Here is a 14,170-nt window from a genome sequence, read left to right as displayed (position 1 = left end):
AGAGCGTTTTGCGTTCTAATGCGCAATAAAGGTCTTTCGCTCCCGTGAACCTCATCCTTCGCTGGGACAAAGCACACACAAAATCTGCGGCATTATATACTGGCGCTACTGAAACGGAAACGACACCGCTTGCCGCACCCTTTCTCGGCACCGCCCACATCGGAAATCTCATGCAACTCAAGAACCCCATCCTCGGCCTGTGCCAACAGTCCACCTTCATGCTCAGCGCCGCCAAAGTGGACCAATGCCCCGATGACGAGGGCTTTGAAGTCGCCTTTGCCGGCCGTTCCAACGCCGGTAAATCCAGCGCACTGAACACCCTGACTCACGCCAGCCTGGCGCGCACCTCGAAAACCCCGGGCCGCACGCAACTACTCAATTTCTTCAAGCTAGACGATGATCGGCGTCTGGTCGACCTGCCGGGCTACGGTTATGCAAAAGTACCTATCCCGCTGAAGCTGCACTGGCAGCGTCACCTTGAGGCTTACCTGGGTGGTCGCGAGAGTTTGAAGGGTTTGATTCTGATGATGGATATCCGTCATCCAATGACCGACTTCGACTTGCTGATGCTCGACTGGGCTGTCGCCAGCGGCATGCCGATGCACATTTTGCTGACCAAGGCCGACAAGCTCACCTACGGCGCAGCCAAGAACACCCTGCTCAAAGTTCAGTCCGAAATCCGTAAGGGCTGGGGCGATACCATTACGATTCAACTGTTCTCCGCCCCCAAGCGCATGGGCCTGGAAGAAGCCTACACCGTACTGGCCGGCTGGATGGAGTTGGCGGACAAGGGCGCAGAAATCGCCGAATAACTTTTCTGCGGGCAAAAAAAACCCCGGACTTCTTTTGGGGAGGGGAAGTTCGGGGTTCAAGTTCCGGACCGCTAGGGCGGGGTCCGGAATTATCTGCCAACACTTAACACAACATAGGAGCATTGAAGGGCTTCACCACCCATTCAGTAACTCTGAGTGGCAGTTCACAGGTTAAGTTCCGACAGGCTCAAAAAACTATTGGAAATAACTGACCCCCGTTTGCGCTCTAAACCGCTTCGCCACCACTCGCGATGATGGCAAAGCCGCAGAATCAGTGCGCCTCGTCCCAGTTATCGCCTACGCCTACGTCCACCACCAAAGGCACGTCCAACTGCGCCGCCGCGCTCATATGCTCGCGAATCTTCTCGCTGACCTGCGCGACCAAGTCTTCACGCACCTCCAGCACCAATTCGTCGTGCACTTGAAGGATAACCTTGGCATCCAGGCCCGACTCGGTCAGCCAGTTATCCACCTGCACCATGGCTTTCTTGATGATGTCCGCCGCCGTGCCCTGCATCGGCGCGTTGATCGCCGTGCGCTCGGCCGCCGCGCGCTCTTGGGGCTTGTTGGAGTTGATATCCGGCAAGTACAGCCGTCGTCCGAAGAACGTTTCGACATACCCCTGATCCGCCGCCTGGGCGCGGGTGCGCTCCATGTATTCGCGCACCCCTGGGTAGCGGGCGAAGTACACATCGATGTAAGCCTTGGCGGTCTTGGTATCGACGCCGATGTCCTTACCCAGCTTCTGGGCGCCCATGCCGTAAATCAGGCCGAAGTTGATCGCCTTGGCGCTGCGGCGCTGGTTGGACGTGACCTCATTCAACTCGACCTTGAACACTTCGGCCGCCGTGGCCGTATGCACGTCCAGGTCATTGCGGAAGGCGTTCATCAAGCCTTCGTCCTTGGACAAATGCGCCATGATCCGCAGCTCGATCTGCGAATAGTCCGCCGCTAGTAGCTTGTAACCCTTGGGCGCGACAAACGCCTGGCGAATGCGCCGCCCCTCGGCGGTGCGCACCGGGATGTTCTGCAGGTTCGGATCGCTGGAGGACAAGCGCCCGGTCGCCGCGACGGCCTGATGGTAGGACGTATGAATACGCCCGGTACGCGGGTTGATCTGTTCCGGCAGGCGGTCGGTATAGGTACTTTTGAGCTTGCTCATGCTGCGGTACTGCATCAGTACCTTGGGCAGCGGGAAATCATCCTCGGCCAGTTTGGCCAGTACTTCCTCAGCCGTGGATGCCTGGCCCTTGCCGGTTTTCTTCAGCACCGGCATGCCGAGCTTCTCGTACAGGATCGCCCCGAGCTGCTTGGGCGAACCCAGGTTGAATTCTTCACCGGCGATCTCGTACGCCTGGCGCTCCAGCTCGACCATCTTGTTACCCAGCTCGATGCTCTGGATGCCGAGCAGGTCCTTGTCTACCAGTGCGCCCTGGCGCTCGATGCGTGCCAGCACCGGCACCAGCGGCATCTCGATGTCCGTCAGCACACTGGCCAGGGTCGGGATCGCGGCCAGTTGCGCGTACAAGTGCTGATGCAGGCGCAAGGTCACGTCGGCATCTTCGGCCGCGTAGGGGCCGGCTTGCTCAAGGGCGATCTGGTCGAACGTGAGTTGCTTTGCACCTTTGCCGGCGATGTCTTGGAAGCTGACCGTGTCGTGGTCCAGGTACTTCTTCGCCAGACTGTCCATATCGTGCCGCGTCGCGGTGGAATTGAGCACGTAGGATTCAAGCATGGTGTCGAAGGCAATGCCGCGCACGGTAATGCCCTGGGCAGGGTCGCCGCCAATGGCGCAGTTGGCCAGGATGTTCATATCGAACTTGGCGTGCTGGCCCACCTTGAGTTTGGTCGGGTCTTCCAGCAGCGGTTTCAGGGCCAGCAGCACGGTGTCGCGGTCCAATTGATCCGGCGCGCCGATATAGGAATGGGTCAGCGGGATGTAGGCGGCTTCATGGGGCTGCACAGCAAACGAGACCCCGACCAATTGCGCCTGCTGGGCGTCGATGCCGGTGGTTTCGGTGTCGAAAGCAAACAACGGCGCATCGTGGAGTTTTTTCAGCCACACGTCGAAGGTGGCCTGGTCCAGAATGGTGGTGTAAACGGCCTCTACCGGTACCGATATAACAGCCTCGACCGGCATTTCGGCGGCAGGCGCAACTTCGCTCGCCGATTTGAGCTCGACACGCTTGGCATCGCGCTGGATCTCGTCGTACCAGCTTTTGAACTCAAGCAGCGTGTACAGCTCCAGCAGCTTTTCGCGATCCGGTTCGATCAGGTGCAAATCATCCAACCCGATATCCAGCGGCACATCGATCTTGATCGTCGCCAACTGATAAGACAGGAATGCCATCTCCTTATGCTCTTCCAGCTTGGCCGGCAGGGTCTTGGCCCCACGGATGGGCAGGGTCGGCACAATATCCAGCTGCTCATAAAGCTCTTTGAGGCCGCCATTGACCCCTACCAGCAAGCCAGAGGCGGTCTTGGGGCCAATGCCCGGGACGCCGGGAATGTTGTCGGACGAATCCCCCATCAACGCCAGATAGTCGATGATCTGCTCCGGAGCGACACCGAATTTCTCCTTAACGCCCTCGATGTCCATCGAGCTACCGGTCATGGTGTTGACCAAGGTAATGTGGCCGTCCACCAACTGCGCCATGTCTTTGTCACCGGTCGAGATCACTACCGGGCGGCTGGCGGCCGCGCTGCTGCGGGCCAGAGTGCCGATCACGTCATCGGCCTCAACGCCCTCGACGCACAGCAACGGGAAGCCAAGAGCGATCACGCTTTGATGCAGCGGCTCGATCTGCAGGCGCATGTCATCGGGCATGCTCGGGCGGTTGGCTTTGTATTCGGCGTACATCTCATCGCGAAACGTCCCACCCTTGGCATCGAAAACCACGGCAAATGGGCTGTCCGGGTACTGCTTGCGCAGGCTTTTGAGCATGTTCAACACGCCCTTGACCGCACCGGTGGGCAGGCCTTTGGAGGTGGTCAGCGGTGGCAGCGCGTGGAAGGCGCGGTACAGATAAGAAGAACCGTCCACCAGGACGAGGGGCGCTTGGCTCATGAGCAGGATCAACCTTTTCGGCGGGTCAGGCGCTAGAATAGCCGGACCAATGAAAACAAAGGGACAAGGTTATCATGCGTACATTCAATCGCCTGCTGTTGACCGGTTTGATTGCACTCGCTCCGATGGCTGCCACGGCGGCAGACAGTGCCCCTGGAGGTGATCCGGAAGTTACCATTCGCACGGAAGGCGACAAAACCATCCAGGAATACCGCCAAAACGGCTTTCTGTACGCAATCAAAGTCACCCCGAAGGGCGCACCACCGTACTTTCTGGTACGTGCGGACGGCACCGACGCGAACTTCATCCGCTCTGACCAGCCGGATATGCTGATCCCGTCATGGAAGATCTTCGAATGGAAATGATTTCTTAATTTTAACCGGCGCTGCCCACCGCAGCGCCCGTAACGGCAGTTTTAACCATGTCTGTGTTCACCCCCCTGGCTCGGCCCGAGCTGGAAACCTTTCTCGCCCCTTACGGGCTCGGCCGCCTGCTTGATTTCCAGGGGATTGCCGCCGGCAGCGAAAACACCAATTTCTTTATCAGCCTGGAACAGGGTGAATTCGTCCTGACCCTGGTTGAGCGTGGCCCGGTGGCAGAAATGCCGTTCTTCATCGAACTGCTTGACGTGCTCCACGACGCCGATCTGCCTGTGCCGTACGCCCTGCGTACCACCGACGGTATCGCTTTGCGCGAACTCAAGGGCAAACCGGCCTTGCTGCAACCGCGCCTGGCGGGCAAGCACATCAAGGAGGCCAATGCGCAGCATTGCGCCCAGGTTGGCGAACTGCTCGGCCACCTGCACTTGGCCACCCAGGGCGAAAAGGTACTTGAACGCAAGACCGACCGCGGCCTGGCGTGGATGCTCAGCGAGGGCGCGCAGCTTATTTCGCACCTCAACGAGGCCCAGCAACGCCTGTTGCGCGATGCGCTGGCCGAGATCGACGCTCACAAGGCTGACATCCTCGGCCTGCCACGAGCGAATGTGCACGCCGATCTGTTTCGCGATAACGCGATGTTTGAAGGCACGCACCTGACGGGCCTGATCGACTTCTACAACGCCTGTTCGGGGCCGATGCTCTACGACGTGGCAATCGCCTTGAATGACTGGTGCTCGGATGCCGATGGCGTGATTGACGGTCACCGTGCCCGGGCGCTGCTGGGCGCTTACGCGGGGCTACGAGCGTTTACCGCGAAGGAAGCCGAGCTATGGCCGACCATGCTGCGCGTGGCGTGCGTACGGTTCTGGCTGTCCCGGCTGATCGCGGCCGAGTCATTTGCCGGGCAGGATGTGTTGATTCACGACCCGGCTGAGTTCGAGCATCGCCTGGCGCAGCGTCAGCAGGTCACGCTCCATCTACCGTTCGCGCTTTAAAAGACCGACTCGGTCAATGTGGGAGCTGGCTTGCCTGCGATAGCGGTATCAACTGAGCCAACGCTATCGCGGGCAAGCCCGCTCCCACAGGAGTTTTGTGTTACCTGTTAGAGCGACTCCAGGCAACCGGCCAGATCATTGCCGAGTTTTTCCAGCACCTGCTCATAACCCTGCGCGGTAGCCGGCGTATAGCCACCCAACGCATCCAATTCCGCCAACTTCACCGGCAACCCGGCCACCAGGGTTTCGGCCAAGCGAGGTCGCAACGGCGGCTCGCTGAACACGCAAGTCTTGCCCACGTCCTGCAAACGCGCGCGCATCGCCGCTACGTGCTGCGCGCCCGGCTGCACTTCGGCGGCCACGCTGAACACGCCAGCATGCTTCAAACCGTACGCCTCTTCGAAGTAATCAAAGGCTTCGTGGAACACGAAATAAGGTTTGCCATCAACGCCCGCCAAACGCTGCTTCAGGCGCTCATCCAGCGCGTTCAGGCGTTCTTCGAAGGCCTTCGCATTGCTCTGATAACGCTCGGCATTGGCTGGGTCGGCAGCGCTCAGATCGGCCGCCATCCGAGCGGCGATCACACGTGCATTGACCGTGGACAGCCACAGGTGCGCATCCACACTGCCTGGGCGGTGATCATGGTCATGTTCGTCGGCTTCATCGGCATGTGAATGGCTATCTTCGCCGAAGATGCGCAGTTTCATGCCTGGCAGGTCCTGCACGGCCACCGTTGGCGCCGTACGGCCTTTGAGCACACGCGGCAAAAACGTTTCCATGTCCGGCCCGATCCAGTACAGCAGGTCCACCGACTGCACACGCCGTACGTCGGATGGGCGTAAAGCGAAGTTGTGCGGCGACGCCCCCGGCGGCAGCAATACCTCTGGAACAGCCACGCCGTCCTGCACGGCAGCGGCAATCAGTTGCAACGGCTTGATGCTCGTCAGTACCTTGACCTCGGCCTGAGCGGCACCCGCAACGAACAAACTGGTGACAAATACGACAAAAACGGGAAAAAGTCGGGACACGATGACCACTCGATGGCGTAGGAACGGGTAACATAATAACGTCTCTATCAAATATCTGTCGCCGCTCATGCCTAAAACACCGCTTGCCAGCCGTCCCCACGACCACTCTCACTGCGTGCACACCGCATTGTCAGAGGCCGACACCCTGTGCGCAAAGAAAGGCTTGCGCCTGACTGCCTTGCGTCGCCGGGTGCTGGAGCTGGTGTGGCAGAGCCACAAGCCTTTGGGCGCGTACGACATTCTGGGCGTCCTCAGCGAGCAGGACGGCCGCCGCGCCGCGCCGCCCACCGTTTACCGTGCATTGGATTTCCTGCTGGAAAACGGCCTGGTGCACCGTATCGCCTCGCTTAACGCCTTTGTCGGTTGCAACCACCCGGAGCACGCGCATCAGGGCCAGTTCCTGATCTGCCGCGAGTGCCACGCCGCCATTGAGCTTGAACAAAAAAGCATCAGCGACGCCATTATCAAAAGCTCTGCCGACGTCGGCTTCAAGGTCGAAGGGCAAACGGTCGAAGTGGTCGGCCTGTGCGCAGGCTGCCAGGGGGTTTGATGAGCAATGCGTTAATCCGCCTGGAGCAGGTCGGGGTCACGTTCGCCGGGCAAAACGTGCTGGAGAACATCGCACTGAGCGTGGAACCGGGGCAAATCGTCACCTTGATCGGCCCCAACGGCGCTGGCAAGACCACCTTGGTGCGCGCCGTACTCGGGCTGCTCAAGCCCCACAGCGGCACGGTTTGGCGCAAGCCCAAGCTGCGCGTGGGGTATATGCCGCAAAAGCTGCATGTGGACCCGACATTGCCGCTCTCCGTATTGCGCTTCCTGCGCCTGGTGCCTGGCGTAGACCGCACCCGCGCCCAGGCTGCGCTTAAGGAAGTCGGCGCCGAACACGTCATCGACAACCCGGTGCAAAGTATTTCCGGCGGCGAAATGCAGCGCGTGCTGCTGGCCCGCGCCTTGCTGCGCGAGCCCGAGCTGCTGGTACTCGATGAACCCGTGCAAGGTGTCGATGTCGCCGGCCAGGCCGAGCTGTACAGCCTGATCACCCGCCTGCGCGACCGCCATGGTTGCGGCGTACTGATGGTCTCCCACGACTTGCACCTGGTCATGAGCACCACCGACCAAGTGGTCTGCCTCAACCGCCACGTGTGCTGCTCCGGCCACCCGGAACAGGTCAGTGGCGACCCGGCGTTCGTGGAGCTGTTCGGCAAGAACGCCCAGAGCCTGGCGATCTACCATCACCACCATGACCACGCCCATGACCTGCATGGCGCCGTCGTCGATACCCCCCACGTTCATGGAGATAGCTGCAAGCATGGCTGATTTTCTGCTCTACGCCCTGCTGGCAGGCTTGGCTTTGGCACTGGTGGCGGGCCCATTGGGCTCGTTCGTGGTGTGGCGACGCATGGCCTATTTCGGCGACACCTTATCCCATGCTGCCTTGCTGGGCGTGGCCATGGGCTTTCTGCTGGATGTAAGCCCGGCCATCGCCGTGACCGTCGGCTGCCTGCTGCTAGCCGTGCTGCTGGTGACCCTGCAGCAACGCCAGCCACTGGCCTCCGACACACTGCTGGGCATCCTTGCGCCCAGTACCTTGTCTCTGGGCCTGGTGGTGCTGAGCTTCATGCATGAAGTGCGCATCGACCTGATGGCCTACCTGTTCGGCGACCTGCTGGCGATCAGCCCGACCGACCTGGCCTGGATCCTCGGCGGCAGCGCTGCGGTGCTGGCGTTGCTGGTGGCCCTGTGGCGCCCGTTGCTGGCGATCACCGTGCATGAAGAACTGGCCAAGGTAGAAGGCTTGCCCGTCGCAGGCCTGCGTATGGCCTTGATGTTGCTCATCGCCGTGGTGATTGCTGTCGCGATGAAGATTGTCGGCGTATTGTTGATCACGTCGCTGCTGATCATTCCAGCCGCCGCCGCCCAGCGCCACGCTCGCTCTCCGGAGCAGATGGCGATTGGCGCCAGCCTCCTGGGGATGCTTGCAGTGTGTGGTGGCCTGGCGCTGTCCTGGTTCAAGGACACACCGGCCGGGCCGTCGATTGTGGTTACGGCGGCCGCCCTGTTTCTGCTGAGTTTTGTCCTGCCCCGTCGAGGGGTGTAGACTTGCTCGCTTTTTGCGCAAATAGAGAGTCGCAGGAATGAAGCCGTTCACCTCCCGTTATCTGCTCCTTGCCGCATTTTCACTGCTGCTGGGCGCCTGCCAAAGTACGCCGCCCGCTGCCCCCCAGGCTCCGGATCCGCGGGCTGCGGCCATCGCGCAGCTGGAACAAAACCTGGCCAGCAGCGAATTGGCCACCGCCGAAGACCAGCTGGCTGCATTGCAGGCCCAATCGCCCAATGACCCGGCACTTGAGGCCTACCAGCGTCAATTGGCCGAAGCCTACCTGCAACGCAGCCAGATCGTGCTGCAAAAAGGCGACGTCAACGCGGCAGCCACGGCCCTGAGCCGCGCCCGCGCTTTGATGCCCAAGGCCCCTGCGCTGACCGGTGGCGTCAACAGCGCCATCAGCCATGCGCGCAAAGCCGAATTGGACCAGGCAGAAGCTGCGTTGAAAGCCGCTGAGGCCAAGCCTGCCGCCAAGGTCATCGACCCGGCAGCGCCGAGCACCACCGTGGCGCTGAACCTTGCGGATGTTGAAGACATGCGCCATCAGTTGGACGCCATCGCCACCGATGTGGTGAATTACCAGTGCGACGTCAGCATCCAGGTGCCACGCACCCAGGATTACCCGTGGCTGGCCACGTTACTGACCAAGCGGGTCAAGCGGATTGATTCGGGGTATGACCTGAAGATTCACCGGCAAATCCTGAAACATATTCCGGCGCAGGTTGTGCTGATTCCGCGCAAGGCGGACTAAAAGCATCGCAGGCAAGCCAGCTCCCACATTTGAACAGTGTGGGAGCTGGCTTGCCTGCGATGACGACCTAACAAACAACCGATAAGTTAAGCCGGAATCGCCTTGGATTTCGGCTCACGCTCCCACACCCGATGCTGGGCAATCGCCGCAAAAAACGCTTTGAACGCCTTGGCATCCGCGCCCACGATCAACCCCGCATCCTCCTCCAGTTTCAGCAGGTCCAGCAACGGCTTCACATCGCTGGCTACCGCAATCGCCTTCAGGTGTTTGTAGGCTTCCAGTACGTAATGCAACGCCACGCCATCACCGCTCAGCGCCTTCACGGACTCTTTGCCACCCGGGATAAACACTGCGTCGAAGGCAATGGACGGCATGCCTTCCATGGAGGCGTCGACCGGCAGCGTCTTGCCCTGCGCGGTGGTTACCGGCGCCGAAGTAGGCCCCAGCAACTTGGCATGGGCGCCTTCAGCTTCAAGCGCGGCTTTTAACGCGTCAATGGCCGCACCATCAACGCCGTTGGCTGCCAGAATCGCCACTTTGCGCGTTTTGATGTCACCCGATAGCAAATTCACCTGGCTCAAGGCTGGCGATTCTTTCAACGACGTTTCACGGGCAGGCACGGTGCCCTTGGTCGGCGCCGGCAAGCCGAGGTTCTGCGCAACGCGCTTGGCCAGCTCCAGGTCGATATTGGCCAGGATCTCGTTGACCTGGCGCGCACGGATGAACTCGCGCTCCACCTTGCCCAGCTCAAAACTGTAGGCCGCGATAATGTGCTCTTTCTCGTGGTGGCTCATGCTGTTGTAGAACAGCGTCGCCTGGGAGAAATGGTCACCGAAGGATTCGCTGCGCTCACGTACTTTGTTGGCATCGACGCGCTCGTAGTAGGACTCAAAGCCACCATCGGTAGGACCAGCAGGGGTTTCTTTCGGCCAACCACCATCAATAGAGTTTGGCTCGTAGGACGCACGACCCTTATCAATCACGGTGCGATGCTGAGCGTCGCGCTGGCCGTTATGGAAAGGCACGACAGGCCGGTTGATTGGAATCTCATGAAAGTTCGGCCCGCCCAGTCGGCTGATCTGGGTATCGGTGTAGGAAAACAGACGGCCCTGCAGCAATGGGTCGTTGGTGAAGTCGATGCCCGGCACGATGTGGCCCGGGCAGAACGCAACCTGCTCGACTTCAGCGAAGAAGTTGTCCGGGTTACGGTTGAGCACCATTTTGCCCAGCGGCGTGATCGGTACCAGTTCTTCTGGAATGATCTTGGTCGGGTCGAGCAAGTCGAAATCAAACTTGTGCTCGTCTTCTTCGGCCACGATCTGCACGCCCAGCTCCCACTCGGGGTAATCGCCGCTTTCAATCGCTTCCCACAGGTCACGACGGTGGTAGTCCGTATCTTTACCGGCCAGCTTTTGCGCCTCATCCCATACCAGCGAGCAGGTGCCGACTTTTGGACGCCAGTGGAACTTCACGAAGCTGGACTTACCTTCGGTATTGATCAAACGGAAGGTGTGTACCCCAAAGCCCTGCATGGCGCGCAGGCTTTTTGGAATGGCGCGGTCGGACATGGCCCAGATCACCATGTGCGCGGATTCCGGTTGCAGCGAAACAAAGTCCCAGAACGTATCGTGGGCCGAACCGCCGGTAGGAATCTCGTTATGAGGCTCGGGTTTCACCGCGTGGACGAAGTCAGGAAATTTGATCGCATCCTGGATGAAGAACACCGGCATGTTGTTGCCCACCAGGTCGAAGTTGCCTTCGTCGGTGAAGAACTTCACGGCAAAACCGCGAACGTCACGCACGGTGTCGCCGGAGCCACGCGGGCCCTGCACCGTGGAAAAACGCGCGAACACCGGGGTTTTATGCTCAGGCGTGCGCAGGAAACCTGCCTTGGTCAGCGCCGAATGGTCGCCGTAGCTCTGGAAATAGCCATGGGCCCCCGTACCACGGGCATGCACGATGCGCTCAGGGATGCGTTCATGGTCGAAGTGCGTGATCTTTTCACGCATGATGAAGTCTTCCAGCAGCGACGGGCCGCGAGCGCCGACTTTCAGGCTGTTCTGGTTATCGGAAATTTTCACGCCCTGGTTGGTGCGCAGGGCCTGGCCGGTTGCATCGGAACGGAATTCTTCCAACGCCTGCAGCTTGGCGTTGGTGTTGCCACGGTCCAGGGTATCAGTGCCCGCGAGTTCACTCTTCGGCGGGGTGGCTGGCTTCTTGGTACTCATCAGTCAAAACTCCTTATTCAAAGTGGCCAGAGCGGTCCCCGGCTCGTTTGAGCAAAACCCCAGGCACGGCACCTGGGAAATCGAGTTGCTTAAGTAGTGACTGACGCGGTTTTGCACCGTTCCTTTTTTATGACCTTTGATCGCGTTATTGCCAAATGACTGGATGAATACGAAATAAATGCTAAGAAACGCTATACGGACAGGCTAAAATGCGCGCCCGGCTAACCGCTGATCCCTTTTCAATGCGCCCCACAAGGTTCGCTACGTGATCGAGTTTCAAAACGTCCATAAAACCTACCGCGTCGCCGGTAAGGATATCCCCGCCCTGCACCCCACCAGCCTGCGCGTCGCCAATGGCCAGGTGTTTGGCCTGATTGGCCACTCGGGTGCGGGTAAAAGCACGCTGCTGCGCCTGATCAACCGCCTGGAAGAACCCAGCGGCGGGCAGATCACGGTCGACGGTGAAGAAGTCACCGCCCTGGATGCCAACGGCCTGCGCCGCTTCCGTCAGCAGGTCGGGATGATCTTCCAGCACTTCAACTTGCTGGCGTCCAAGACCGTGGCCGACAACGTCGCGCTGCCGCTGACGCTCGCCGGTGAACTGTCGCGCAAGGAAATCGACCAACGTGTGGCTGAGCTGCTCGCCCGCGTCGGCTTGTCGGACCACGCCAAGAAGTACCCGGCGCAGTTGTCCGGCGGCCAGAAACAGCGCGTCGGCATCGCCCGAGCCCTGGCGACCAAGCCAAAAATCCTGCTGTGCGACGAAGCCACCAGCGCCCTCGACCCGCAAACCACGGCATCGGTCCTGCAACTGCTGGCCGAGATCAACCGCGAGTTGAACCTGACCATCGTGTTGATCACCCATGAAATGGACGTGATCCGCCGCGTATGCGACCAGGTCGCCGTCATGGACGCCGGGGTGATCGTCGAGCAAGGCTCGGTGGCCGACGTGTTCCTGCACCCCAAGCACCCGACCACCAAGCGCTTCGTACAAGAAGCCGAACAGGTGGACGAAGGCGAGCAGCGCGACGACTTTGCCCATGTGCCAGGCCGTATCGTGCGCCTGACGTTCCAAGGAGACGCGACCTACGCGCCACTGCTGGGTACCGTCGCACGGGAAACCGGTGTGGACTACAGCATTCTTGCCGGTCGTATCGACCGCATCAAAGACATCCCTTACGGGCAACTGACCCTCGCCGTCACCGGCGGTGACATGGAAGCTGCGTTTGCACGCTTCACCGCCGCAGACGTTCACATGGAGGTGCTGCGCTGATGGACGTGTTCCTGAGTTTCTTCGCCAATATCGACTGGTCTGAAATCTGGCTCGCCACCGGCGACACTATGACCATGCTGTTCGGCTCGCTGTTCTTCACCGTGCTGCTGGGCCTGCCTCTGGGCGTGCTGTTGTTCCTGACCAGCCCGCGCCAGCTGTTCGAACAAAAAGGCCTGTACGCGCTGTTGTCGCTGATCGTGAATATCTTGCGCTCGCTGCCGTTCATCATTCTGTTGATCGTGATGATTCCGTTCACGGTACTGATCACCGGCACGTCGCTGGGTGTTGCCGGTGCGATCCCACCGTTGGTCGTCGGCGCTACGCCATTCTTTGCGCGCCTGGTGGAAACCGCACTGCGCGAAGTGGACCGTGGCATCATCGAAGCCACCCAGGCCATGGGCGCCACCACCCGCCAGATCATCACCAATGCCCTATTGCCCGAGGCCCGCCCTGGCATCTTCGCGGCGATTACGGTGACGGCTATTACACTGGTTTCCTACACCGCGATGGCTGGCGTGGTCGGTGCTGGCGGCCTGGGCGACCTGGCAATCCGTTTTGGCTACCAGCGCTTCCAGACCGATGTGATGGTGGTCACTGTGGTGATGCTGTTGATTCTGGTGCAAATTCTGCAAACCGTCGGCGACCGGCTGGTGGTGCACTTTTCTCGTAAATAACGGCCATTGCCGGCGCGCAGCCGGCAGATGCCCGAACAAGGAGCTTGCTGGATGAAAAAACTACTGGTTGCCTTCGCCGCCGTGGCTGCGTTTTCCGCCCACGCCGAGACCATTACGGTCGCTGCTTCGCCGGTGCCTCACGCCGAAATCCTCGAATTCGTGAAGCCTGCCCTGGCCAAAGAAGGCGTGGACCTGAAGGTCAAAGTCTTCACCGACTACGTGCAGCCGAACGTACAGGTGGCTGAAAAGCGCCTGGATGCCAACTTCTTCCAGCACCAGCCGTACCTGGATGAATTCAACAAAGCCAAAGGCACTCACCTGGTGAGCGTCGGCGCTGTGCACCTGGAACCTCTGGGCGCTTACTCCAGCAAGTACAAAAAACTGGCCGACCTGCCTGACGGCGCCAACGTGGTGATCCCGAACGACGCCACCAACGGCGGCCGTGCGCTGTTGCTGCTGGCCAAGAACGGCCTGATCACCCTGAAGGACCCGACCAACATCCTGTCGACCATCAAGGACATCACCGGCAACGATAAAAACCTGAAATTCCGTGAACTGGAAGCCGCTACCTTGCCGCGCGTGCTGACCCAGGTCGATCTGGCGCTGATCAACACCAACTACGCCCTGGAAGCCAAGCTGGACCCATCCAAGGATGCCCTGGTGATCGAAGGCAACGACTCGCCTTACGTGAACATCCTGGTGACCCGCGAAGACAACAAGGATGCAGACGCGGTGAAGAAGCTGGTTGCAGCCTTGCACACGCCTGAAGTGAAGAAATTCATCGAAGAGAAGTACAAAGGCGCGATCAAGCCAGCGTTCTGATCTCTCCTGATCTGATCGTTCCCACGCTCTGCG

The 14,170-nt window shown here is 60.1% G+C and carries 13 protein-coding genes; 10 read left to right on the top strand and 3 right to left on the bottom strand.

Annotation, left to right across the window (positions count from 1 at the left end; all coding sequences use genetic code 11):
• Positions 1-170: 170 nt before the first annotated feature.
• Positions 171-812 (top strand): ribosome biogenesis GTP-binding protein YihA/YsxC, encoded by a 642-nt coding sequence (yihA, locus tag BT199_RS19695; RefSeq protein ID WP_003187369.1) that lies wholly within the window; start codon positions 171-173, stop codon positions 810-812.
• A 271-nt stretch (positions 813-1,083) separates the two neighbouring features.
• Here yihA and polA read toward each other — a convergent pair whose 3' ends face one another.
• Entirely contained in the window at positions 1,084-3,879 is a 2,796-nt protein-coding gene (polA, locus tag BT199_RS19690; protein WP_038448371.1) for a DNA polymerase I, read from the bottom strand.
• A gap of 74 nt (positions 3,880-3,953) precedes the next feature.
• Between polA and BT199_RS19685 the strand changes: the two genes are divergently transcribed.
• A complete protein-coding gene (locus tag BT199_RS19685) occupies positions 3,954-4,244 on the top strand; it encodes a DUF2782 domain-containing protein (protein WP_014716338.1) in 291 nt (96 codons plus the stop codon).
• Between the two features lie 56 nt (positions 4,245-4,300).
• The gene (locus BT199_RS19680) at positions 4,301-5,254 is read left to right on the top strand and encodes a homoserine kinase (protein ID WP_014716337.1); all 954 of its coding nucleotides are present in this window, start codon (positions 4,301-4,303) and stop codon (positions 5,252-5,254) included.
• Between the two features lie 107 nt (positions 5,255-5,361).
• On the opposite strand, the gene BT199_RS19675 is transcribed toward BT199_RS19680, so the two are convergent.
• Positions 5,362-6,291, bottom strand: coding sequence for a zinc ABC transporter substrate-binding protein (locus BT199_RS19675; RefSeq protein WP_072435322.1), 930 nt, complete (start codon positions 6,289-6,291; stop codon positions 5,362-5,364).
• A 58-nt stretch (positions 6,292-6,349) separates the two neighbouring features.
• On the opposite strand from BT199_RS19675, the gene zur reads away from it, so the two are divergent.
• The 4 genes from zur to BT199_RS19655 are packed head-to-tail and all read left to right on the top strand — an operon-like array spanning position 6,350 to position 9,140.
• Positions 6,350-6,832 carry a zinc uptake transcriptional repressor Zur gene (zur, locus tag BT199_RS19670; RefSeq protein WP_014716336.1) on the top strand — a complete coding sequence of 161 codons (483 nt, stop codon included), beginning with the start codon at positions 6,350-6,352 and terminating at the stop codon, positions 6,830-6,832.
• On the top strand, positions 6,832-7,602 hold the full coding sequence (gene znuC, locus BT199_RS19665) for a zinc ABC transporter ATP-binding protein ZnuC (RefSeq protein WP_072435321.1): 771 nt from the start codon (positions 6,832-6,834) through the stop codon (positions 7,600-7,602). The genes zur and znuC overlap by 1 nt, the downstream gene beginning before the upstream one ends.
• On the top strand, positions 7,595-8,383 hold the full coding sequence (gene znuB / locus BT199_RS19660) for a zinc ABC transporter permease subunit ZnuB (protein ID WP_014716335.1): 789 nt from the start codon (positions 7,595-7,597) through the stop codon (positions 8,381-8,383). Before znuC ends, znuB begins: the two co-directional genes overlap by 8 nt.
• Before the next feature lie 37 nt (positions 8,384-8,420).
• Positions 8,421-9,140, top strand: coding sequence for a PA5502 family lipoprotein (locus BT199_RS19655; RefSeq protein WP_014716334.1), 720 nt, complete (start codon positions 8,421-8,423; stop codon positions 9,138-9,140).
• 86 nt (positions 9,141-9,226) lie between these two features.
• Here the strand turns inward: BT199_RS19655 and katE are convergent, their stop codons facing one another.
• On the bottom strand, positions 9,227-11,368 hold the full coding sequence (katE, locus tag BT199_RS19650; RefSeq protein WP_060766945.1) for a catalase HPII: 2,142 nt from the start codon (positions 11,366-11,368) through the stop codon (positions 9,227-9,229).
• A 265-nt stretch (positions 11,369-11,633) separates the two neighbouring features.
• Here katE and BT199_RS19645 point away from each other — a divergent pair, with 265 nt between their 5' ends.
• Genes BT199_RS19645 through BT199_RS19635 form a run of 3 tightly spaced genes read left to right on the top strand, consistent with a single transcriptional unit; the run spans position 11,634 to position 14,137 of the window.
• Positions 11,634-12,641 carry a methionine ABC transporter ATP-binding protein gene (locus tag BT199_RS19645; protein ID WP_014716332.1) on the top strand — a complete coding sequence of 336 codons (1,008 nt, stop codon included), beginning with the start codon at positions 11,634-11,636 and terminating at the stop codon, positions 12,639-12,641.
• Positions 12,641-13,315 carry a methionine ABC transporter permease gene (locus BT199_RS19640; protein WP_003187354.1) on the top strand — a complete coding sequence of 225 codons (675 nt, stop codon included), beginning with the start codon at positions 12,641-12,643 and terminating at the stop codon, positions 13,313-13,315. Before BT199_RS19645 ends, BT199_RS19640 begins: the two co-directional genes overlap by 1 nt.
• 51 nt (positions 13,316-13,366) lie before the next feature.
• A complete protein-coding gene (locus tag BT199_RS19635; RefSeq protein WP_014716331.1) occupies positions 13,367-14,137 on the top strand; it encodes a MetQ/NlpA family ABC transporter substrate-binding protein in 771 nt (256 codons plus the stop codon).
• Positions 14,138-14,170: the final 33 nt, after the last annotated feature.

This window comes from Pseudomonas sp. NFR02, from assembly GCF_900119375.1.
Classification (GTDB): Bacteria; Pseudomonadota; Gammaproteobacteria; order Pseudomonadales; family Pseudomonadaceae; genus Aquipseudomonas; species Aquipseudomonas paracarnis.
This window is presented reverse-complemented; position numbering and strand designations above follow the sequence as displayed.